Source organism: Streptomyces spongiae, from assembly GCF_009377185.1.
GTDB classification, from domain to species: domain Bacteria; phylum Actinomycetota; class Actinomycetes; order Streptomycetales; family Streptomycetaceae; genus Streptomyces; species Streptomyces spongiae.
This window is the reverse complement of sequence record NZ_VJZC01000057.1, coordinates 1-22286: the sequence shown is the minus strand read 5'-3', so window position 1 is coordinate 22286 and position 22286 is coordinate 1. Positions and strand designations below refer to the sequence as shown.

Annotated in this window: 18 protein-coding genes; 9 read left to right on the top strand and 9 right to left on the bottom strand. The window is 69.4% G+C overall.

The features are described from left to right. Window positions 1-2: 2 nt before the first annotated feature. From FNH08_RS11660 to FNH08_RS11620, 9 genes are all read left to right on the top strand, one after another. Window positions 3-668 carry a haloacid dehalogenase type II gene (locus FNH08_RS11660; RefSeq protein ID WP_152771387.1) on the top strand — a complete coding sequence of 222 codons (666 nt, stop codon included), beginning with the start codon at window positions 3-5 and terminating at the stop codon, window positions 666-668. Between the two features lie 15 nt (window positions 669-683). Further along, on the top strand, window positions 684-1967 hold the full coding sequence (locus tag FNH08_RS11655) for an NAD(P)/FAD-dependent oxidoreductase (protein ID WP_152771386.1): 1284 nt from the start codon (window positions 684-686) through the stop codon (window positions 1965-1967). An 87-nt stretch (window positions 1968-2054) separates the two neighbouring features. Then, window positions 2055-2804 carry an HAD family hydrolase gene (locus FNH08_RS11650; RefSeq protein ID WP_152771385.1) on the top strand — a complete coding sequence of 250 codons (750 nt, stop codon included), beginning with the start codon at window positions 2055-2057 and terminating at the stop codon, window positions 2802-2804. After that, window positions 2801-5152, top strand: a complete 2352-nt coding sequence (locus FNH08_RS11645; RefSeq protein WP_322724265.1) for a glycoside hydrolase family 65 protein — start codon at window positions 2801-2803, stop codon at window positions 5150-5152. Before FNH08_RS11650 ends, FNH08_RS11645 begins: the two co-directional genes overlap by 4 nt. A gap of 112 nt (window positions 5153-5264) precedes the next feature. Then, window positions 5265-6536, top strand: a complete 1272-nt coding sequence (locus FNH08_RS11640; protein ID WP_322724264.1) for an ABC transporter substrate-binding protein — start codon at window positions 5265-5267, stop codon at window positions 6534-6536. Further along, window positions 6533-7450: a carbohydrate ABC transporter permease gene (locus tag FNH08_RS11635; RefSeq protein WP_322724263.1), complete on the top strand. Its 918-nt coding sequence runs from the start codon at window positions 6533-6535 to the stop codon at window positions 7448-7450. The genes FNH08_RS11640 and FNH08_RS11635 overlap by 4 nt, the downstream gene beginning before the upstream one ends. Next, complete coding sequence (locus tag FNH08_RS11630; RefSeq protein WP_152771384.1) at window positions 7450-8283, top strand: carbohydrate ABC transporter permease; 834 nt, start codon at window positions 7450-7452, stop codon at window positions 8281-8283. Before FNH08_RS11635 ends, FNH08_RS11630 begins: the two co-directional genes overlap by 1 nt. Before the next feature lie 55 nt (window positions 8284-8338). Beyond that, window positions 8339-9526: an ABC transporter ATP-binding protein gene (locus tag FNH08_RS11625; RefSeq protein ID WP_152771383.1), complete on the top strand. Its 1188-nt coding sequence runs from the start codon at window positions 8339-8341 to the stop codon at window positions 9524-9526. Window positions 9527-9752: 226 nt separating this feature from the next. Next, window positions 9753-11024, top strand: coding sequence for a MarR family transcriptional regulator (locus FNH08_RS11620; protein WP_322724261.1), 1272 nt, complete (start codon window positions 9753-9755; stop codon window positions 11022-11024). A gap of 1 nt (window position 11025) precedes the next feature. Here FNH08_RS11620 and FNH08_RS11615 read toward each other — a convergent pair whose 3' ends face one another. The 9 genes from FNH08_RS11615 to FNH08_RS11575 form a co-directional block, all read right to left on the bottom strand. Next, window positions 11026-12483: a glycoside hydrolase family 3 protein gene (locus tag FNH08_RS11615; RefSeq protein WP_152771382.1), complete on the bottom strand. Its 1458-nt coding sequence runs from the start codon at window positions 12481-12483 to the stop codon at window positions 11026-11028. Then, window positions 12480-13589: an ABC transporter ATP-binding protein gene (locus FNH08_RS11610; RefSeq protein WP_152771381.1), complete on the bottom strand. Its 1110-nt coding sequence runs from the start codon at window positions 13587-13589 to the stop codon at window positions 12480-12482. The genes FNH08_RS11615 and FNH08_RS11610 overlap by 4 nt, the downstream gene beginning before the upstream one ends. After that, window positions 13586-14653 carry an ABC transporter ATP-binding protein gene (locus FNH08_RS11605; RefSeq protein ID WP_228034046.1) on the bottom strand — a complete coding sequence of 356 codons (1068 nt, stop codon included), beginning with the start codon at window positions 14651-14653 and terminating at the stop codon, window positions 13586-13588. The genes FNH08_RS11610 and FNH08_RS11605 overlap by 4 nt, the downstream gene beginning before the upstream one ends. Then, window positions 14650-15609, bottom strand: a complete 960-nt coding sequence (locus tag FNH08_RS11600) for an ABC transporter permease (RefSeq protein WP_152771380.1) — start codon at window positions 15607-15609, stop codon at window positions 14650-14652. The genes FNH08_RS11605 and FNH08_RS11600 overlap by 4 nt, the downstream gene beginning before the upstream one ends. Continuing rightward, complete coding sequence (locus tag FNH08_RS11595; protein ID WP_322724271.1) at window positions 15606-16586, bottom strand: ABC transporter permease; 981 nt, start codon at window positions 16584-16586, stop codon at window positions 15606-15608. Before FNH08_RS11595 ends, FNH08_RS11600 begins: the two co-directional genes overlap by 4 nt. A 145-nt stretch (window positions 16587-16731) precedes the next feature. Beyond that, a complete protein-coding gene (locus FNH08_RS11590) occupies window positions 16732-18342 on the bottom strand; it encodes an ABC transporter substrate-binding protein (RefSeq protein ID WP_228034047.1) in 1611 nt (536 codons plus the stop codon). A gap of 202 nt (window positions 18343-18544) precedes the next feature. After that, window positions 18545-19282 carry a gamma-glutamyl-gamma-aminobutyrate hydrolase family protein gene (locus FNH08_RS11585; RefSeq protein ID WP_322724258.1) on the bottom strand — a complete coding sequence of 246 codons (738 nt, stop codon included), beginning with the start codon at window positions 19280-19282 and terminating at the stop codon, window positions 18545-18547. Further along, window positions 19279-20769, bottom strand: coding sequence for an aldehyde dehydrogenase (locus FNH08_RS11580; protein WP_152771378.1), 1491 nt, complete (start codon window positions 20767-20769; stop codon window positions 19279-19281). The genes FNH08_RS11585 and FNH08_RS11580 overlap by 4 nt, the downstream gene beginning before the upstream one ends. After that, entirely contained in the window at window positions 20769-22241 is a 1473-nt protein-coding gene (locus FNH08_RS11575) for an APC family permease (RefSeq protein ID WP_322724256.1), read from the bottom strand. Before FNH08_RS11575 ends, FNH08_RS11580 begins: the two co-directional genes overlap by 1 nt. Window positions 22242-22286 lie beyond the last annotated feature (45 nt).

The following is a 22286-nucleotide window of genomic DNA, read 5'->3' as shown; positions in this document are numbered from 1 at the left end:
CCATGCGAGAGATCGTCACCTTCGACGCCTACGGCACCCTGGTCGACTTCCAGCTCGGCCCCACCACCCTGAAGGTCCTCGCCGACCGGCTCGACCTGGACGGCCTGGACGTGGACGAGTTCCTCGACGACTTCCGTGTCATCCGCTTCCAGGCCGTCCTGGAGCCCTACCGTCCCTACCACGAGGTCCTGCACTCCAGCCTCAGGATGGCCATGCGCCTGCACGGCCTGGAGTACCGCACGTCCGACGGTGACGCCCTCGTCGAGGCCGTCCCCACGTTCGGTCCCTTCCCCGAGGTCCCGGACGCCCTGCGCGCTCTCAAGTCCCGCTACGAGATCGCCATCATCTCCAACACCGACGACGACCTCATCGCCCGGAACGTCGCGGGCATCGGGGTCGAGTTCGACCACGTCATCACCGCCCAGCAGGCGCGGGCGTACAAGCCGGACCGGCAGACCTTCGAGCACGCGTACAAGACCATGGACGTCGACCCCTCCCAGGTCATCCACACCGCCCAGGGCTGGGAGTACGACCTCATCCCCACCCGCGACCTCGGCCTCAGGCGCCGTGTCTGGATCAACCGTTACGGGCGCCGCGGCAGCACGGACTACCAGCCGTACGACGAGCTGCGCGACCTGTCGGGCCTGCCCGCCCTCCTCGGCTGCTGATCAGGAGCCCTCGCCATGAAGCAGATCCCTTACTGGCTCGACACCGCCCCGCCCCTGCCCGACCGGTCGGGCAGGGAACTCCCCGAGTCCGCCGACGTGGTCGTGATCGGCGGCGGTCTCACCGGCCTGTCCACCGCCTACCACACCGCTCGCAAGGGCGCCCGCGTCGTCCTCGTCGAGAAGGACAAGGTCGGTTCGGGCGCCTCCGGGCGCAACGGCAGCATGTGCACCCAGGGCATCACCATCGGCGTCGCCGAGGCCCGTAAACGCTACGGACAGCAGCGCGCCCGCGAGCTCTACGACGCGTTCCGCGAAGCCGTCGACGTCGTCGAGGAACTGACCCACAAGGAACAGATCGACTGCGACTTCAACCGCTCCGGCCGCCTCGGAGTCGCCTACAAACCCCAGCACTTCGAGGCGATGAAGGCCACCCGGCGCGACCTGGCCGAGAACTTCGACCACCACACCACGCTGCTGACGAAGAGCGACCTGCGCGGAGAACTGGGCTCGGACTACTACCACGGCGCCCTGCTCGACCCGCTCAGCGCCGGACTGCACGTGGGCAAGTACGTCCACGGTCTGGCCGAGGCCGCCGAACGCGCCGGCGCACAGATCCACGAACGCAACGCGGCCACCGGTCTCACCCGCCTGCCGGGCGGCGGCTTCCTCGTCGAGACCCTGCACGGCACCATCCTCGCCCAGCAGGTCATGGCCGCCACCGACGCCTACACCGACAAGGCGATGCCCTGGTTCCGCAAGCGGCTGATCAACGTCGGCAGCTTCATCGTGGTCACCGAGCCGCTGGGGGAGGAGCGCGCCCGCGAAGTCATCCCGAACGCCCGCCTGGTGGTCGACTCCAAGAACATCGGCCACTACATCCGCCTCACTCCGGACCACCGCCTCGCGTTCGGCGGCCGGGCCCGCTTCGCGCCCTCCAACCCCGCCTCGGACCTCAAGAGCGGAGACGTACTGAAACGGGAGATGGCCGAGATCTTCCCCCAGCTGGCCGATGTCCGGATCGACTACGTGTGGGGCGGCAGCGTCGGCTTCTCCTGGGACCGCGTCCCGCACGCGGGCGAGACGGGCGGCCTGTACTACTCCATGGGCTACTGCGGCCACGGCGTCCAGATGGCCACCTACATGGGCCGGGCGGTCGCCGACATGATGGACGGCAACCCGGAGGCCAATCCCCTGCGCGGCCTCGGCTTCCCCAAGGTCCCCGTCCCCTTCTACAACGGCACCGCCTGGTTCCTGCCGTTCGGCGGGGCCTACTACAAGGCCAAGGACCGTTTGCGCTGAGCCGGCGCGTCCGGCGGGCGCGGTCCGATTGGGCCGTGTGGTGGCCGGCACCGCACTGGGGTGGGCAGTTCGGGGAACGCAAGCTCTATGACGGAGACGACAGAACTCGGGCTGCCCAAGGGAATCCAGGCGTGCCTCCTCGACCTCGACGGGGTCATCACCAAGACCGCCGTGGTCCACGCGGCCGCGTGGAAGCGGACGTTCGACGACTTCCTGAGGCAGCGCGACGGCGACGGCTTCCGGCCGTTCGACGATGCCACCGACTATGACGAGTACGTGGACGGACGCCCCCGTGCCGACGGCGTCCGCACCTTCCTGGCCTCCCGCTCCATCGAACTCCCCGAGGGCGAGCCCGACGACCCGCCCGACGCGGCGACGGTCCACGGCATCGGCAACCGCAAGAACGAACTGCTGCTGGAGCTGATCCGCACCGGCGGCGTCGAGGCGTACGAGGGCACGGTGCGTTACGTGGAGGCGGTCCGCGCGCACGGGCTGCGCACCGCCGTGGTGTCGTCCAGCGCCAACTGCCGTGACGTCCTGCGGTCGGTGGACGCGGAGCACCTCTTCGACGTGCGGGTCGACGGGATCGTGGCCGCCGAGCGGGGGCTGCCCGGCAAGCCGCGGCCCGACACGTTCATCGCCGCCGCGCAGGACCTCGGTGTCGAGCGGCACGAGGCCGCCGTGTTCGAGGACGCGCTGGCCGGCATGGACGCCGGACGCGCGGGCCACTTCGGGTACGTCGTCGGGGTGGACCGCGTCGGACAGAGCGACGCCCTGTACGCCCACGGCGCCGACCGCGTCGTACGGGACCTCGCCGAACTGCTGGAGCGGCCGTGATCACCCACAGGTCCTACGCCGTCGAGCCCTGGTGCCTGCGCGAACACGCGCCGCACCTCGACGTGCTGCCGCAGAGCGAGTCGGTGTTCGCGCTGTCCAACGGCCACGTCGGCTGGCGCGGCAACCTCGACGAGGGCGAACCGCACGGGCTGCCCGGCTCGTACCTGGGAGGCGTCCACGAACTCCACCCGCTGCCCTACGCGGAGGCGGGCTACGGCTATCCGGAGTCCGGGCAGACGGTCATCAACGTCACCAACGGCAAGATCATCCGGTTGCTCGTCGACGACGAGCCGTTCGACCTGCGCTACGGCCGGCTGCGCTCCCACGAACGCGTCCTCGACCTGCGCACCGGACTGCTGCGGCGCACCTGCGAGTGGACGTCTCCGGCCGGGTCCACCGTACGGGTGCGCTCCACCCGCCTGGTGTCGTTCACGCAGCGCGCGATCGCCGCCGTCGCCTACGAGGTGGAGGCGGTGGGCTGCGAGGCCCGGATCGTGGTGCAGTCCGAGCTGGTGGCCAACGAGCAACTGCCCGAGCGGAAGGGCGATCCCCGGGCGGCGGTCGCCCTGCAGTCGCCGCTGCAGCCGGAGGAGCACTTCGCGGACGGCCACCGGCTGCGGCTCGTGCACCGCACCCGGCGCAGCGGCCTGCGGGTCGGGGCGGCAGCCGACCATGTCGTCACGGGGCCCGAACCGACCGGGACCCGCGCCGAGAGCAGGGACGACGTCGCCCGCCTCACCGTCACCTCGGTCCTCGAACCGGGGCAGACGCTGCGGGTCGACAAGCTCGTCTCCCACGGCTGGTCGAGCACCCGCTCCCTGCCCGCCGTCAGCGACCAGGTCGACGCCGCCCTCGCGGCGGCCGGGCACGGCGGCTGGCAGGGACTCGTCGACGAACAGCGCGCCTACCTGGACGCCTTCTGGGCGCGGTCCGACGTCGAGGTCGACGGCGACGAGGAGATCCAGCAGGCGGTGCGGTTCGGTCTGTTCCACGTGCTGCAGGCCGGGGCCCGCGCCGAGCGGCGCGCGATCCCCGCGAAGGGCCTCACGGGCTCCGGCTACGACGGCCACGCCTTCTGGGACACCGAGACGTTCGTGCTGCCCCTGCTCACCTACACCTCGCCCGGCGCGGTGGCCGAGGCCCTGCGCTGGCGGCAGAACACGCTGCCCGTCGCCCGCGAGCGCGCGGTCCAACTCGGTCTGCGCGGCGCCGCGTTCCCCTGGCGGACCATAGAGGGCTCGGAGGGCTCCGCGTACTGGCCGGCGGGCACGGCCGCGTTCCACGTGAACGCCGACATCGCCGACGCCGTGGTCCGCTACACGGCCGCCACCGGCGACGCGGCCTTCGAGCGCGACACCGCCGTGGAACTGCTGGTGGAGACCGCCCGGCTGTGGCGTTCGCTCGGGCACCACGACCCCCACGGTGCCTTCCACATCAACGGCGTGACCGGTCCCGACGAGTACAGCGCCGTCGCCGACGACAACACCTACACCAACCTCATGGCCCGGGCGAACCTGCGGGCCGCCGCCGACGTCGTCGAGCGCCACCCGAGGCGGGCCGCGGAACTCGGCGTCGACACCGAGGAGAGCGCCGCCTGGCGGGACGCCGCCGACGCCATGCACATCCCGTACAACCACGACCTGCGCGTCCACGAACAGAACGCGGGGTTCACCCGCTACCAGCGCTGGGACTTCGCGAACACGCGCCCCGACCAGTACCCGCTGATGCTGCACTTCCCGTACTTCGACCTCTACCGCAAGCAGGTCGTCAAACAGGCGGACCTGGTGCTGGCGATGTACAAGTGCGACGACTTCTTCGACGAGGAGCACACGGCCCGCAACTTCGCCTACTACGAGCCCCTGACGGTCCGTGACTCCTCCCTGTCGGCATGCTGCCAGGCCGTCATCGCGGCCCGCGTCGGCCACCTGGCCCTGGCCTACGACTACGTGACCGAGACCGCGCTGATGGACCTTCAGGACCTGGAGCACAACACACGCGACGGCCTGCACATCGCCGCCCTCGCGGGTACGTGGATGGCGCTCGTCGCGGGCTTCGGAGGCATGCGCCACCACGGCGACTCCCTGGAGTTCGCGCCCCGGCTCCCGGAACGGCTGAGCCGCCTGGCCTTCCACGTCGAGCTGCTGGGCAGCCGCCTGCGGGTGGAGATCAAGCCCCGCGCCGCCACGTACACACTCCTGGACGGCGGGCCCCTGACGGCCCGCCACTACGGTGAGCCGTTCACGCTCGACGGCGAGAAACCGCACGCCCTCGACATCCCGGCACCAAGGCCCCGCCCAGCTCCGCAGTCGCCTCCGCACCGGGGGCCGGTACATCCCAGGACATCCTGATTTAGTGCGATATGTGCTTGATATTGCCCTGTGAGGTATTTAGCGTTCGCCGGGAGAGGGCACTGCGAGGTCCGAGTGCCGTGCCACCTTCCCGAAGCGAGGTGTGGAGCGCGTGCACGCGAGGTGCGGGACGCGATGGCTGCGGGCGTTCGCCGCCCTGCCGTTGCTGGCATCGGTGCTCGTTGCCTGCGGCGGCGACGAGGGCTCCGGTCGGCCCACCCTCAACTGGTACAACTTCCCCGACGACTCCGGTGCGCTCCAGAAGGCGGCCGACCGGTGCGGTCAGGCGTCGGGCGGCCGCTACCGGATCAGCTACAACAAGCTCCCGCGCGCCGCGGACGGCCAGCGCCAGCAGTTGGTCCGCAGGCTCGCCGCCGAGGACGACTCGCTCGACATCCTGGGCCTGGACGTGACCTGGGCGGCGGAGTTCGCCGAGGCACGCTGGATCCGGGAATGGACGGGGACGGCGAAGCAGCAGGCCACCGAGGGCACCCTGCGGGTACCGCTGCAGACCTCGACCTGGAAGGGCAAGTTGTACGCCGTCCCGTACAACACCAACACCCAGCTCCTGTGGTACCGCCAGGACCTGGTGCCCACCCCGCCCAGGACCTGGGCCGAGATGCTGGACATGGCCGGCGACCTCGCCCGGCAGGGCAAACCGCACTTCGTGGAGATCCAGGGCGCCCAGTACGAGGGCCTGACTGTCTGGTTCAACTCACTGATCAACAGCGCGGGCGGCTCCATCCTCAACGCGAGCGCGACCGCGCCCTCCCTCGGTCCTCCCGCCGTGCGTGCCGCCGGGATCATGCGGGATCTGGCGAACTCCCCGGCCGCGGACCCCTCCCTGCCCAACCAGATGGAGGACCAGAACCGCCTCGCCATGGAGTCGGGGGTGGCTGCGTTCGAGATCAACTACCCGTTCGTCTATCCGTCGATGCAGGCGAACAACCCCGAGCTGTTCAAGAACTTCCGCTGGGCGCCGTACCCCCGGGTCGACGCGAACCGCCCGGCACGGCCCACCATCGGCGGCATCGACCTGGCGGTGAGCGCCTACTCGCGCCACCCCGACCTGGCCTTCGAGGCGGCCCTGTGCCTGCGCAACCGTGAGAACCAGCTCACCGCCGCCACCGAGGGCGGTCTCCCGCCCACCCTGCGCGCCCTGTACGACGAGCCCGCGCTCATGAAGGCGTACCCCTTCTCCAGGGAAGTGCTGGCCGCCCTGGAGTCGGCGAGCGTGCGCCCGATCACTCCGGTCTACCAGAACGTGTCGATCGCGGTCTCCCACACGCTGTCGCCGCCATCGGGGATCAAGCCGGTGAGTTCGGTCGAGACCATCAGGGACCAGATCGACGATGCCCTGCGATCAGAGGGTGTGATCCCGTGAACCAGCACGAACAGGCGGAGCCGGACAGGGCGGCACTCTCGGCGGGCGCAAGGCAGGAGCGGCGGCTCGGCTGGTTGCTCTGCGCGCCCGCCGTCGTCGTCATGATCGCCGTGACCGGCTACCCCATCGGGTACGCCATCTACCTGTCCCTCCAGCGCTACGACCTGCGCTTTCCCGGACAGGCGGAGTTCGTCGGCCTGAGCAACTACGGGGCGGTGCTGTCCTCCCCGTTCTGGTGGGACGCCTTCTGGGTCACGCTGTTCATCACCGGCGTGTCCGTGGCGATCGAACTGGTCCTCGGCATGGGACTCGCCCTGGTGATGCACCGCACGATCTTCTGGCGCGGTTCCGTCCGCACTTCGGTCCTCATTCCGTACGGGATCGTCACCGTGGTCGCCGCCTTCTCCTGGCAGTACGCCTGGACCCCGGAGCTCGGATACCTCGCCGCGCTGCTGCCCAGCGGAGAGGCCCCGCTGACCGAGCAGTGGCCCGCCCTCTGGCTGATCATCCTCGCCGAGGTGTGGAAGACGACGCCGTTCATGGCCCTGCTGCTCCTCGCGGGCCTCGCGCTGGTCCCCGAGGAGACCCTGAAGGCGGCCATGGTGGACGGTGCCAGTGCCTGGCAGCGCTTCACCAGGATCATGCTGCCGCTGATGAAACCCGCCATCCTGGTGGCCCTGCTCTTCCGCACACTGGACGCGTTCCGGATCTTCGACAACATCTACATCCTGACCGCGGGCGCCCAGGGGACCGGCTCCCTGTCGATCCTCGGCTACGACAACCTGTTCACCGCGCTGAACCTGGGCATCGGGTCGGCGATCTCGGTCCTGATCTTCATCTGCGTCGGGATCATCGCCTTCACCTTCGTCAAACTGTTCGGCACCGCTGCACCCGGCGCGGAGGTGAAGCGCTGATGGCCGCGGTGGGAAAGACGCATGCCGCCCGATGGGGTGTCATGAACGTGGTGGTGGTGCTGTACGCCCTGTTCCCGGTGTGGTGGATCGCCGCGCTGTCGTTCAAGGACCCCGCCACCCTCACGGACGGCGACTACATCCCCAGGGACTGGACCCTGGAGAACTACCGGGGCATCTTCGACACCTCCGAGTTCACCCGCGCGTTGATCAACTCGATCGGTATCGCCCTGATCGCCACGGTGATCGCGGTGGCGCTGGGCATCATGGCCGCCTACGCGGTGGCCAGGCTGCGCTTCCCCGGCAAGCGGCTGCTCATCGGCATGTCACTGCTGATCGCCATGTTCCCGCCGATCTCCCTGGTGTCACCGCTGTTCAACATCGAGCGGATCATCGGGATCTTCGACACCTGGATCGGGCTGATCATCCCGTACATGACCTTCTCCCTGCCGCTGGCGATCTACACCCTGTCGGCGTTCTTCCGGGAGATCCCCTGGGATCTGGAGAAGGCCGCCAAGGTCGACGGGGCGACGCCCGCGCAGGCCTTCCGGATGGTCATCGTGCCGCTTGCCGCGCCGGGCGTGTTCACCACGGCCATCCTCGTGTTCATCTTCTGCTGGAACGACTTCCTGTTCGCGATCTCGCTGACGTCCACCGAGGCCGCGCGCACCGTGCCCGCGGCGATCGCGTTCTTCACCGGGAGCTCCCAGTTCCAGCAGCCCACCGGGTCGATCGCCGCCGCCGCTGTGGTGATCACCATCCCGATCGTCATCTTCGTCCTGCTCTTCCAGCGGCGGATCGTCGCCGGACTGACCTCCGGGGCGGTCAAGGGGTGAACGGGCCGACCGCGGTACCCGGACCGGAAGGCATGAAGGCAAGGAGGCACCAACCATGGCCGAGATCATCCTCGAGGGAGTCACCAAGCGCTTTCCAGACGGGGCCCTCGCCGTGAAGGACGTGGACCTCGACATCGCCGACGGCGAGTTCGTGATCCTGGTCGGTCCGTCCGGATGCGGCAAGTCCACCACCCTGAACATGATCGCCGGACTCGAGGACATCACCGAGGGCACGCTGCGTATCGGGGACCGGGTCGTCAACGACCTCGCTCCCAAGGAACGCGACGTCGCCATGGTGTTCCAGAGCTATGCCCTGTACCCGCACATGAACGTCCGGGAGAACATGGGCTTCCCGCTGCGGCTGGCCAAGGTGGACAAGGTCACCATCAACACCAAGGTGGAGGAAGCCGCCGAGGTCCTCGACCTGACCGAGCACCTGGACCGCAAGCCCGCCAACCTCTCGGGCGGCCAGCGCCAGCGGGTGGCCATGGGGCGGGCGATCGTCCGCGATCCCAAGGCGTTCCTGATGGACGAGCCGTTGTCCAACCTGGACGCCAAACTCCGGGTGCAGATGCGCACCCAGATCTCCCGGCTGCAGCGCCGCCTCGGCACGACCACCGTGTACGTCACCCACGACCAGACCGAGGCGATGACGCTCGGCGACCGGGTCGTGGTCATGAGACAGGGCCTGGTCCAGCAGATCGGCACACCCGCCGAGCTGTACGACTTCCCGCGCAACATCTTCGTCGCCGGATTCATCGGATCCCCGGCCATGAACTTCCTGAACGCCACCCTGGAGGACGGCGCCCTGCGAACGGCGCTGGGCGACCTGCCCCTGGACGACCGTACGAGGCAGTCCCTGGAACGGCAGAACGCGCCCCGCGAGGTCATCGTCGGGCTGCGACCGGAGGCATTCGAGGACGTGGCCCTGTCGCACGACGGGGACCACGCGGGCCCGGTCTTCATCGCCACCGTGGAGGTACTGGAGTCGCTGGGGTCCGATGTCTATGTCTACTTCACCGCGGAGGGCGGGCCCGCGACGACCACGGAACTGGAGGAGCTCGCCACGGACTCGGGCATGCGCGACACCGGCGCCGACGCCCACCACATCGTGGTCCGTCTGGACGCCGCCACGCGTGCCCGCGAGGGCGAACCCGTGGAGTTGCGGGTCCACATGGCCAAGGCCCATGTGTTCGACCCCGCGACCGGAGCGAACCTCACACACCCCGTGGGCGCGGCCTGACGATCAACTGGTATAGACCACATGTGTGGGAAATTCCTTTTGTCTCCCCCAGGAAATTCCCCGGTCGGGGATACGGTATTGACCCGACGTCTGGCACCCCGACATTCTGAACGCACGGAACACGGCGACCTCCTTAGGAACCAGGTTCGTAAAGTGGTGGTGCATTGTGAGTCTCTCGATCGGCCTTGTCATTCACGCAAGTCGCCGTGGGGTCTTCGAGGAGGCAGTGGAGACGCTGTCCGGAATCTCGCTGAAGTGGGTCACCTATGAATACGAGCAGGAAATACGACCCAGCGTGCAGGACCTGATCACCCGGCACGCCCTCGACGGCCTGCTGGTCGGCGCCGTGCCGTACCGCGCCTGCCGCAGTCTGCTCTCCCCCGAACTGCCCGTCGCCGTCACCCGCAGCTCCACCCTCGACCTGGCACTGGCGTTCTCCCGCGCACAGGCTCGCGGCTGGCAGCCGGTACCGGTCAGCATCGACACCTTCGACCACGACGTGGTCGCCGAGGTCACCGGGGCCCTGCATCTCGATCGCACCCGTGTCACCTGCCTCCCGTACGCCGACGACCAGGACGCGGCGGAGATATGCGCCTTCCACCGGCGCAGCCTGGGGGGAGGTGACGGCTACGTCATCACCGCCCGCACCGCCGTCGCACGGCAGTTGCGCAGCACCCTGCCGGTGCTCAACGGCTCGCCCGTACCCTCCAGCATCCGCTCGGACCTGCATGATCTGGTGCTGCGCATCCAGTCGGAGAGGGTGGGTGCGGCCCGGTTCGCCGCCGGCGTGTTCTGTGTCGGCCGGTTCACCGGTCCCACCGAGTTGGAGCGCGGCCGCGCCGGGCTGATGAACCTGCTCCTCAATACTCAGGAATGCGCCGACGCCTGGATCGAGAACCGGGGCCGGCGTGGAGTGGCGGTCTTCGCCCACCGGGCCATGTTCGAACGCCTGACGCACAACTGGCGGGACCTGCCGGTGCTCGGCCAGGCCGAGGAGTCCCTGGGGGTGCCCGTCGCGGCCGGGTTCGGCGTCGGTCCCTCGGCTCGTACTTCGGTACTCCTCGCCGAACGGGCCGCCGCCCGCGCCGAGTCGGAGAACCGGCCCTGTGGCTATCTGATCGAGGACGGCGGCCTGGTCATCGGACCTATGGGCCCCGTAGGGCTGTCGCAGACCTCCACCTGCCCTGAGCACGGTGCCCGCATGCAGGAACTGGCGCGGACCGTCGGGCTGAGTCCGACAACGTTGTCCCGGCTGGCAGCGATCGAGCGCGACCTGGCCGGCCGTCCCGTCACACCCAGCGAACTGGCCAACGCCCTGGCCATCACCGACCCCAGCGGCCGGCGCCTGGTGCGCAAGCTGCACGCACACGGCCTGGTCACCTTCGAGGGCTCGGCGCAGACCCATCGCAAGGGCAGACCGACGCGGCTGTACCGGCTGGCGATCGACACGGCCCTGACCGCCGCCACCGCTGGTGAACAGCCGTTGGCCACCGCATGAGCTACAGGAGAGCCTCCGCCACGGCCCGGAGGTTGGCCCGGCCCCGCCCGTAGGTGCACAGCCCGTCGGAGACCTCCGTGTCCGCGTCCGGCATGCCGGTGGCGATCAGGAGCGCGTCCGGGCGGGCGGTGAGCAGGGCGGTACGGGCCTCACGCTGCCACGGGTGGAGTTCCGCGTCCTCGGTGGCGATCAACAGGGGCCGCCCCTGGGCACGTTGAAGGATGCCGGGTATGTCGACCGGCCCCTGTGTGGCCCCCACACCGTCGGTGGCCGGCATGGCCTCGCGCAGCAACGTGATCAGGTCCGTACGGTTCCATTCCATGGCCGGGTGCGGAGGGCGGTACAGATCGACCACGAAGGGGTCGAGAACCGGACCGGGCAGCGGCTTCCAGCGCACGGCCCGGCGGGCGGCGAGCAGGCCGATGTCCGTGAGCGCGGGCGGCCGGGCGGTGGGCCGGGGCGGCCGGGCGAATCGCTCGGCGAGGGCGTCGACCCGACGGGCCGCGTCCACGACCCGCGCCGGGTCGAGCGTGCCGTCGGCCATGGCGTCCAGCAGGCCGTCACGGCAGCGCAGCCACAGCGCCGGGTCGGGGCGGGCGATGACGATCTGGTCGGCTCCTGCGGCGATCGCGGCGACCGCTCCGGCGGCCTCGCCGATCTCGTCGGCGATGGCCCCCATCTCCAGGGCATCGGTCACGATGACGCCCTGGAAGCCGAGTTCGGCCCGCAGCAGACCGGTCAGGATACGGCGGCTGAGGGTGGCGGGGGCGTGGTCGAGCGCCGGGTAGACGACATGGGCGGTCATGACGAGCGGGACACCGGCCGTGATCGCGGCACGGAACGGCGGCAGGTCGGTCTCGCGCAGCGACAGCTCGTCCCTCATGTCGACGGCGACACCGAGGTGGCTGTCGACGGCCGTCGAGCCATGACCCGGGAAGTGCTTGGCGCACGGCGCGACCCCCTGGGACAGGGTCGCCTCGATCCAGGCGCTGATGTGCCGGGCCGCGTGGGCGGGGTCGGCACCGAAGGCGCGGGTGCGCACGATCGGATTGGTGGCCAGGCGGTGCACATCGGCCACCGGGGCGTAGGCCACCGAGACACCGCACTCGGCGAGATGCCGTGCGAGCGCCTCGGCGACAGCGGCCGTCAGCGCGGTGTCGTCGGCCACGCCCAGCGCCCAGGCCCCGGGCGTCTCCGGCGCGCCCGCCCGGGCGAGATGGCTGATGCCGCCGCCCTCCTGGTCGACCGTGACCAGCAGTCCGGGGCGCAGGTCGCGCAACTCGTCGGTGAGCGCGCGCAGTTCGGCGCGGCCGGCGATGTTGCGGGTGTGCAGGATGACACCGCCGAGTCCCGTGTCGGCCAGCCGCCTGAGCTCACTCGGAGGTGTGGTGCCGTCGAAGCCCAGGACCAGGCAGCGGTTGGCGGCCTCGATCAGATCGCCGGGCAGAGGGGCGGTCAAAGGGTCATCTCCGGGGTGGTCGCACTGGGGGCCCGGGTCTCCTCGGCGGCGGGTTGCACCAGCAGCCAGCAATGGGCCCAGTGACCGTCGGCCACCTGGACGCGTGGAGGCCGGTCGGTGCTGCACTCGGGCCGGGCGAAGGGACAGCGGGGGTGGAAGCGGCAGCCGGACGGAGGACGGACCAGGTCCGGGGGTTCGCCGTAGTCGTCGTCCGCGGCGTCGGGCGCCGTGTCCTCGACGTCGTTCGTACGGCCCGCCAGGAACTCCATGCGGTCCGGATCCGGAGTCGAGTCCAGTAGCAGCCGGGTGTAGGGGTGCGCGGGCGTCTGGGTGACGTCCTCCGCCGTGCCGTACTCGACGATCTCCCCGGCGTACATCACCGCGATCTCGTCGGTGAAGTAGCGGGCGCCCGCGATGTCGTGCGTGATGTAGAGCATGGCGAGGTGTTCCTCGTCGCGCAGGGCGGCGAGGAGGTTGAGGATCTCCAGCCGGATGGAGACGTCGAGCATGCTCACCAGCTCGTCACCGAGCAGCACCTCGGGCTGGACCGCGAGTGCCCGGGCGATCGCGACGCGCTGCCGCTGACCGCCGGAGAGTTCGTGCGGGAAGGCGTCCAGGAAACGCTCGGGCGGGGTGAGCCGTACGCGTTCCAGCAGCGCCCGGAGCCGCTGTTCCACGTCCTCGCGTCCGGTGACCGAGCCGTGCAGCCGCAGCGGCCGCTCGAGCAGGTACCGCACACGGTGGAGGGGGTTGAGGGAGCCGAACGGGTCCTGGAGCACCATCTGTACCCGGCGGGCATAGGCGCGGCGGGCCCGGCGGCCCCGTGCGGAGGCGGGCTCGCCGTGCAACAGGATGCTGCCGCTCGTGGGCTCCTGGGCGAGGGCGAGCGTACGGGCGAAGGTGGACTTGCCGCTCCCGCTCTCGCCGACCAGGGCCACCGTGCGGCCGGGGCGCAGCCGCAGTGACGCGTTCTCCAGCGCGTGCACGGTCTCGCCGCGTGGGCCGTGGTGCACCGGGTAGTGGACCGTGACGTCCACCGCTTCGAGGACGGGGGCGGGCTCGGAGTCGGCGGGAGTACGGGACGACGGGTGCGGTTCGGGGGTCATACGCGTCCTCCCACGGTCGGCACGGGCAGGGTGTCGGCGTGGACGCAGGCGACCAGTCGGTCGGCGCCGTGGTCCTTGAGTTCAGGAACCGCGGTCGTGCACTCGGAACTCGCGTACGGGCAGCGCGGTTCGAAGGGGCAGCCCGGAGGGAGACGGCGAAGATCGGGTGGACTGCCGGGGATGCCGTTGAGCTTGCGCATCGGTCCGCGCAGAGGGGGGAAGGAGTCGCGCAGCCCGCGGGTGTAGGGATGCCGCGGGTCCCGGTACAGCGCTCCCACCGGTCCGCTCTCCACGATGCGCCCGCCGTACATGACGGCGATGCGGTCGGCGATCTCCAACAGCAGTGACAGATCATGGGTGATGAAGACGACGGAGAAGCCCAGCCGTCGTTGCAGACGGATGACCTGGCGCAGGATCTGGCGCTGCATGACCACGTCCACGGCCGTCGTCGGCTCGTCCATCACCAGCAGGTCCGGTTCGCACACCAGGGACAGCGCGATGGTGGCCCGCTGCCGCATGCCGCCGGAGAGTTCGTGCGGATAGCTGTCGAGCCGGGCGGCCGGGATGCCGACGAGCTCCAGCATGTGTGCGGCGTGCTCGCGGGCCTCGGACTTGGGCATCCGACGATGAGTGCGCAGGACATCGGTGAACTGGGCGGAGAGCCTGGACACCGGGTTGAGGGCGTTCATCGCGCTCTGGAAGACCACGGCCGTCTGCTCCCAGCGTGCCTCACGCAGCTCCTTGGCGTCGGCGTGAAGGAGGTCGAGAGGCGTGCCCGACCGCGGGTAGAGCGTGGCTCGGCCCGAACGGACCTGGGCCGGCGGGCGCAGCAGCCGCAGCAGCGCGTTGATGAGCGTCGTCTTGCCGCTGCCGCTCTCTCCGGCGATGCCGAGGATGTCTCCGCGACGTACCCGCAACGACACCTCGGACACGGCCGGGAGCGGGTCGGCCTCGGTGCCGTAGTCGACGCTGAGGCCCTCGACGTCCAGCAGCACATCCTGTCCGGGAGAGTTCTCATGAGGGTTCGCCGGCATGTTCTTGTGCGTGTTTCCGAGGGAGGTCATCGCACCCCCTTCTTCCGGGGCTTCCGGGTCTTCGCGGCCTTCCCACCGGCTCCTCGAAGCCGCGGGTTGGTGAGTTCGTCGATGCCGAAGTTGACGAGTCCGGCGGCGGCACCCAGCACGGTGATCGCCACTCCGGGCGGTACGAACCACCACCAGGCCCCGGCGACCATCGCCTGCCGCTGCTGGGCGAAGTACAGCATCGTGCCCCAGCTGACGGAGTTGAGGTCGCCGATGCCCAGGAAGTCCAGGCCGGACACGGCCAGGATGGAGGTGACCAGGGAGAGCATCAGCGTCGCGGAGATGACCGGCAGCAGATTCGGCAGCACCTCGACGAGCATGATCCGCAGATTGCTCTCCCCGAGCAGCCGGGCACCCACCACGAAGTCCCGGCCCCGCAGCGACAGGGTCTGTACGCGCTTGGACCGTGCTCCCCAGGCCCAGCCGGTCAGTCCGATGACGAGCGCCACGGCGAAGGGCCCGCCCCGCCCCCGCAGGTACCCGGCGAGGACGATGACCAGGGGCAGTCCCGGCAGCACCAGGAACGCGTTGGTGAGCGCACCGAGCACGGAGTCGACCGTGCCGCCGTAGTAGCCGCCGATCAGCCCGACCGCGACCGACAGGGTGGTGGAGACGACGGCCGCGAGAGCGCCGACGAGCAGGGACGTGCGGGTACCGACGACGAGTTGGGCGAGCACGTCGGAGCCGTCCTGTGTGGTGCCGAGCGGGTGGGCACCGGAGGGCGACTGGAGGACGTCGCCGGTGAGTTCCGTGGGCGACAGGCCCATCAGTGACTGCACGATCCACGGGCCGACGGCGGCCACCAGGACGTACACCCCGATGATCGCGAGCCCGACGCGGGCCTTGCGGTTGGCGGGGACCAGTCGGCGCAGCGCGGTGCGCCAGGTCAGCCGGTCGGCCGAGGGGGTGAGCGGAGCCAGTGGGGGACTGACCGTCATGCGTCCTCCCGGGTCCGTGGGTCGAGCAGGACGTAGACGGAGTCGGCGATGAAGTTGGCGAGCAGCACGGAGAGCGAGATGGTCAGGAACAGGGCCTGCATCAGCGGATAGTCGAGGTTGACCACGGCCTGGTAGAAGAGGTAGCCGACGCCGGGGTAGGCGAAGACCGCCTCGGCGAGCAGGGAGCCGCCGACGACCGTGCCGATGGAGATGGCCAGTCCCGCGATCTGCGGAAGCATCGCGTTCCGGGCGGCGTACGCGAGGAGCACCCGCCGTCGGCTGAGGCCCTTGGCCTCGGCGAGCGTGACGTAGTCCTCGGCCACGGTGGTGATCATCATGTTGCGCATGCCGAGCAGCCATCCGCCGACGGAGGAGACGATGATGGTCACGGCGGGCAGGAAGCCGTGCTCGATCACACTGCCGATGAAGGCGGGCGTGAAGCCGGGATCGAGGCCCAGGTCGTAGCCGTTCTGCGAGGGGAAGACGGGCACGGTCACCGACAGCAGCAACAGGAGCATGGTGGCGACCCAGAAGTACGGCATCGAGCCGAGGAAGGTCGCGAGCGGCGCCGTCACGCTGTCGAAGCGGCTGCCGGGCCGGGCCCCGGAGACGATGCCGATTCCGGTGCCGAGCAGGAACGCCAGGACGGTGGTGAGACTGACCAGCCCCAGTGTCCAGGGCAGGCCCGAGCCGATCATCTCGCTCACCGGCTGCGGGAAGTACGCGATGGAGACACCGAGGTCGCCGTGGGCGAGCTGCGCGAGGTAGTGCAGGTACTGCTGCCAGAGGCCTTCGTCGGGGACTCCGAACAATGCCCGGATGGACTTCTCGGTGGCGGGGGTGACCTGCGACTGCTGGGCCAGTTTGTTGAGGATGACGGAGGCCGGGTCCCCCGGCATCAGCCGGGGGATGACGAAGTTGAGGGTGATGGCGACAGCGGCGGTACCGAGGTAGAAACCGACGCGGCGCAGCAGCACGCGGGCCCGGCCGCCCCTGCGGCGACGTACGGCCCCCGCGGTGTCCGACGGCTGCGACGGCTGCGCCTCGCCGACCGGAAGGGTCGTCGCCGTCACCGCTCGCACCTCCGCGGGGCGCACATGGCTGTCACGGCTGTCACGGCCGTCACGGCTTCACCGGCTTCAGCCGCGCGAGGACGTTCTCGAAGGCCGGTCCGCCGTTCCAGGGCGCGCAGATGGCGTACGGATCGTTCTCGCTCGGGAATCCGGTCCAGTTGCGGGCGCTCCACGCACAGCCGGCGGTGATGTTGGACAGCGTCACGAACGGCACCTGGTCGACGATGATTTTCTCCACCTTCCGGGTGAGCTCGATCTGCTTCTGCTCGTCGCCGGTGCCCGCGAGTTCGTTGAGCAGGTTGTCGGTCGTCTTGTCGCGCCAGCGCAGATAGTTGTTCGTCTGCGCCTTGCCGCCCTTCGGCGTTCCGGCGAACTGGCTGTTGAGCAGCGGGTTGTAGATCTGCCAGGGCACGGATCCGTAGGCGAGGCCGTACGAGGCGAGGTCGAAGTCGCCCTTCTCGCGGGCCTCGGTGTAGGTGCCGCTGGCCATGGCCTGCACCTTCACCTTGATGCCGATCTTGCCGAGCTGGCTGGCGATGATCCGGGCGCGCTGCACGGAGTCCGCGAAGTCGGAGACCTCGATGTAGGTGAGGGTGAGCTGCTTCCCGTCCTTCACGGCCTTGCCGCCGCTGAGTGTGTACCCGGCCTTCTCCAGCTCGGACTTGGCAGCCGACAGGTCCGTCTTCACGGGATTCTTGTAGGCGGGGTCGAGCCATTTGCCCTGGGTCGCGGCGTCGAGGCCGGTCTGGCTGATCGGGTTGGCGCCGAGCTGGGTGACGAGTTCGATGAGCTGGTTCCGGTCGATGGACAGCTCGACCGCCTTGCGCAGGTGGACGTCCTTCAGGGCGCTGCGGTCGTGGTTGAAGACCACGATCAGTGAACCGTAGGTGGGATAGAAATAGCCGTTCTTCTTGGGGTCCTTGTCGACGTACTCCTTCTTCAGGTTGGGAATGGCGCCGCCGCTCAGATCCTCCTGGCCACGCGTCAGCTGGGAGATCTCCGTGGCGGAGTTGACGACGGGCAGCCGGATCTCCTTGACCTGGATGGAATTGGTGCGCCAGTAGTCGTCCCGCAGGGCCAGGGTCACCTGTTGCGGGTCGAAGCGCTTGAGGGTGTACGCACCGCTGCCGACCGGATTCGGATTGGCGAAGGTGACCGGGTTCTTACCCTCCCAGTATTTCTTCGGCACGATGTACTGTCCGAGAAGAGCGGAGAGCTGGGTGAAGGCGGGCTTGTCAAAGTGAAAGACGACGGTCTTCTCGCCCTGCGTGGACACCGACGCGAATGAAATTCCGTTGGTGTTGATCTCGGGTGTTTTCTTCACCAGCTGGTACGTGAATGCGACATCATCGGCGGTTACGGGTTTTCCGTCGCTCCAGGTGGCCTTCTTGTTGATGTCCACGGTGAGCGTGCGGCCGTCCGCCGACAGCTTCTGCCCGGAGGCGAGCCATGGCTCCAGGGCACCGCCCTTGAGGACGTTGACCCCCATGAGGGACTGGTACATGTAGATGCGAGTGCCCTGCGTGGCGCCGGATCCGCCGATCAGCGGGTTGAAGTTCCGCTGCAGCACGGTCTTACCGGATGCATAGTTGATCATCATGGAGTCGCTGCCGGAACTCGTCGAGCCGCCGTCCTGACAGGCGGTGAGCACCAGGCCCATCGCCACGGCGACCGATATCGGACCCCATCTGTGAAAACGCCTCAGCCGCACGGTTGACCTCCCGATTCGGATGCCGCATTCTGCAAGCATGAATCGCGGGGTGTCAACGAAATCTTCGATATCCGCCTTAATGAACCAGGTCCCTAAAAGAAAGCGAACCTGGCCCGTAAATCAAGGGCAATTGGATTTGTGACTCGAAGGCTTATTGTATTCCTCGTTCGTATGTCGGCGATGTTTCCGCGCGCGCGGCTCGGGCGGCTCGTACGAGGGCATTGAACAGGCCCTGCTGGGCGGGGTCCTCGTGGGCGGTGTCCTCGGGGTGCCACTGGACGGCGCTGAACCAGCCGGACGTGCCCGGGAGTTCGAGCCCTTCCACGGTGCCGTCGGCCGCCCGCGCGGTGATCGCGAGTCCTGCCGCGACACTGCTCACCCGCTGGTGGTGGTAGCAGGACGCCTCGACCTTCTGAGCGCCGGTGGCCTTCTCCAGCAGGCTGCCGCGCCGGATCTCCACCGGGTGCACGAGGTGCCGGTGTTCGCGCTCGGGACCGCCCATGTCCTGTTCCAGGGTGCCGCCGAGGGCGACGTTGACGACCTGGAGGCCCCGGCAGACAGCCAGCAGAGGCAGGCCCAAGTCCAGTGCGGCACGGGCGACTTCGAGGTCGAAGGCGTCCTGTACCTCGTCCACGTCGTAGACAGTGTCGTGGGTGTCGGTGGCGCCGTAGCGGTGCGGGGCGAGGTCGCCGCCGCCGGGCAGGAGCACGCCGTCGAAGCGGGCGAGGCGGGAGGCGACCTCGGAGTCGGCGGGGTGAATGCTCGCCGGTTCGCCGCCGGCCCGCCAGACCGCCTCGATCAGGGCACGGGCGTTGACCTCGGCGGCGAACCGCAGTGCGGACGTCGTGGCCGAGAACCGGGCGGGGATGGCTATCAGGGGGCGCGTCACAGCTGGATCCACGTGGTCTTGAGTTCGGTGTACTTCTCGATGGCGTGCACGGACTTGTCGCGGCCGTTGCCCGACTGCTTCATGCCGCCGAAGGGGACGGTCAGGTCGCCCTCCTCGTAGCAGTTGACCCACACCGTGCCGGCCTTGAGCGCGCGCGAGACGCGGTGCGCGGTGGACAGGTCGGAGGTCCACAGCCCGGCGGCGAGGCCGTACTCGGTGGCGTTGGCCAGCCGTACCGCCTCGTCCAGGTCGTCGAAGGTGAGGACGGACAGGACCGGGCCGAAGATCTCCTCGCGGGCCAGTCGCATGCCGGGGTCGACGTGGTCGAAGACGGTTGGCCGGAGATAACTGCCGCTGGTCTCGGTCAGTGTGCGTCCGCCGCCGGCCCGCAGCCGCGCACCTTCCTCGATGCCGGTGCCGATGTGGTCGAGGACGCGCTCCAGATGACTCTCGCCCACCATCGCGCCCATCTCGGTCGCCGGGTCCAGCGGATCACCGACCCGCAGTTCCCCGGCCCGGGCCACGATCGCCTCGGTGACGCGTTCGGCGACGGAGGAGTGCACCAGCAGCCGGGAGGGGGCGGTGCACATCTCGCCCTGGTTGAAGAAGATGCCCCAGGCCGCGGTGGCGGCGGCCTTCTCCAGGTCGGGGGCGTCGGGAAGGATGATGTTCGGTGACTTGCCGCCCAGCTCCAGCCAGACGCGCTTGAGGTTGGAGTCGGCTGCGTAGCGCAGGAAGTGGCGGCCGACCGCCGTGGAGCCGGTGAACGCCAGGACGTCCACATCGGGGTGCAGCCCGATCGCCCGCCCTGCCACCGGCCCGTCTCCGGTCACCACGTTGAGCACGCCGGGCGGCAGTCCGGCCTCGGTCACGATCCGCCCCAGCAGCAGGGCGGACAGCGGAGAGTTCTCCGACGGCTTCAGGACGACCGTGCATCCCGCGGCCAGCGCCGGAGCGACCTTCCAACTCGCCAGTGTCAGGGGGAAGTTCCACGGTACGACGGCGCCCACGACACCCGCCGGCTCCCGGGTGATCAGGGCCAGGGCGTCCGGGGAGGTGTAGGGCGACTCGTCGGTGAGTTTGTCGGCCAGTTGCCCGTACCAGCGGAAGGTGTTGATCGCGGCACGCAGTTCGATCTCGTACGCGTCCGTGATCGGCTTGCCCATCTCCAGGGTGATGGTGAGGGCGAGCCTCTCCCGTTGCTCTTCGAGGAGTTCGGCGACGCGCAGCAGGATCCGACCGCGGTCGGCGGGCGCGAGGCGTGGCCAGGGTCCGGAGTCGAAGGCCCGGCGTGCGGCGGCCACGGAGAGGTCGACCTCGGCGGGCCGGGCGTCGGCGACCTCGCCGAGGACCTGTCCGTCGCGAGGGGAGACGACCGCGAACGCGGTGCCCCCGCCCGGCTCGTCCACCCCGTCGATGTGGTGCACGGCGGGCAGGTCCAGATCCTTGGCGCGACGCAGCAGGTCGTCGTGAACGAGCGCCGGCATCAGCTCTCCTGTTCCTGAGGGTTCCCGGTGGTCCGACGTCGGGTCAGCCGTGCCACGACGAGCCCCAGGACCAGAACCGCGGGGACGGTGAGCTGGAGCCAGACGGCGGTGGTCTGGTCGCCGCCGATGAGCGTGGTGAAGTTGTCGATGATGAGCCAGATCGCACCGGCGATACCGAGCGCGCCCAGAATCGGTGCGACCAGGGTGTTCCAGAGCCGGGTGTCGGCACGTGAGCGGCGGAAGTAGACGACCACGGAGACGGAGGTCAGGAAGTACAGGAGCATGATCCCCAGTACGGCGACTCCGCTGAACCAGGAGAAGAGCGTCAGTACGGGGTCCTTGTCGAACAGCGCGAACGGCATGACCAGGGCCACCGAGATCACCGTCTGGACGATGCCGGCCACCCAGGGGGAGTGGCGCCGGTTGATCGCGGTCAGCCGGTGCGACAGCAGTCCCTCACGGCCCAGGGAGAACAGGTAGCGGTTGGCGGAGTTGTGGAACGCCAGGATGCCGGCGAACAGCGAGGTGGCCAGCAGGATGGGCAGTACATCGCCGGTCCACGCGCCGAACTGCGCCGTGATGGGGGCGAAGACGAAGGCCGTGGCATCGCCCGACTCAAGGGCCTTGCCCGCCTCGGCCGTCGCCGACGCCGCGCCGTGCGCGGAGACCAGCATCCACGAGGTGAAGGCGAAGAAGCAGGTGACCACCGCGACCGACAGGTAGGTGGCACGCGGGACGGTCTTCCTGGGCTCCCGGGCCTCCTCGCCGTAGATGGCGGTGGCCTCGAAACCGAACATCGACGCCACGGCGAACATCAGTGCCACGCCGGGGGCGCCCTGGAGCGCGGCGTGGGGCGAGAAGCTGTCGGCGAAGCCGAGCCCGTCGGGGCCGCCGCCCTTGAAGAAGGTCACGAGGGCGAAGGCGATCAGGATGCTGAACTCCGCCAGGACGAAGACGGTCAGAACCCTCGCTCCCATCTCGATCCCGGCGGCGCCCAGGACCTGGACGATCACCATGGTGACGAGCGTCCAGACCCACCATGCGACGTGTACGCCGGCGTAGTGCTCGACGAGGCCGCTCACCGTCGCGCCGTAGAGCCCGTACATGGCTGCCTGGACCGCGCAGTAGGCGAAGAGGGCGACACCCGCGCTGCCGGAGCCGGTCGAGCGGCCGAGCCCCTTGCCGATGTAGGTGTAGAAGGCGCCGGCGTCCACGAGGTGGCGGCCCATGGCGACGAAGCCGATGGAGAACAGCAGGACCACGAGGCCCGCCGCGAGATACGCGGCGGGGGCGCCGGCTCCGTTGCCTATCGCTACGGCGATGGGGACGGCTCCGGCGATGCCGGTCAGTGGGGCCTGGGCGGAAAGGACGAAGAAGAGGATGCCCAGGACGCCGAGCGAATCGGGCTTGAGGCTGCCTGCCGGGGAGGAACTGTGCGGGGTGTGCGGGGCGACCGCCGTCTGACTGTCCACTCGGATCACCTGTCGGGGACGGGGAGGGATGGGGAGGGGTGAGAT

Bases quoted from the DNA above. Each gene is read 5' to 3' on its own strand.
- FNH08_RS11660 (WP_152771387.1), top strand. From the start codon at position 3: ATGCGAGAGATCGTCACCTTCGACGCCTACGGCACCCTGGTCGACTTC.
- FNH08_RS11655 (WP_152771386.1), top strand. From the start codon at position 684: ATGAAGCAGATCCCTTACTGGCTCGACACCGCCCCGCCCCTGCCCGAC.
- FNH08_RS11650 (WP_152771385.1), top strand. From the start codon at position 2,055: ATGACGGAGACGACAGAACTCGGGCTGCCCAAGGGAATCCAGGCGTGC.
- FNH08_RS11630 (WP_152771384.1), top strand. From the start codon at position 7,450: ATGGCCGCGGTGGGAAAGACGCATGCCGCCCGATGGGGTGTCATGAAC.
- FNH08_RS11625 (WP_152771383.1), top strand. From the start codon at position 8,339: ATGGCCGAGATCATCCTCGAGGGAGTCACCAAGCGCTTTCCAGACGGG.
- FNH08_RS11610 (WP_152771381.1), bottom strand. From the start codon at position 13,589: ATGACCCCCGAACCGCACCCGTCGTCCCGTACTCCCGCCGACTCCGAG.
- FNH08_RS11605 (WP_228034046.1), bottom strand. From the start codon at position 14,653: ATGACCTCCCTCGGAAACACGCACAAGAACATGCCGGCGAACCCTCAT.
- FNH08_RS11600 (WP_152771380.1), bottom strand. From the start codon at position 15,609: ATGACGGTCAGTCCCCCACTGGCTCCGCTCACCCCCTCGGCCGACCGG.
- FNH08_RS11590 (WP_228034047.1), bottom strand. From the start codon at position 18,342: ATGGGCCTGGTGCTCACCGCCTGTCAGGACGGCGGCTCGACGAGTTCC.
- FNH08_RS11580 (WP_152771378.1), bottom strand. From the start codon at position 20,769: ATGCCGGCGCTCGTTCACGACGACCTGCTGCGTCGCGCCAAGGATCTG.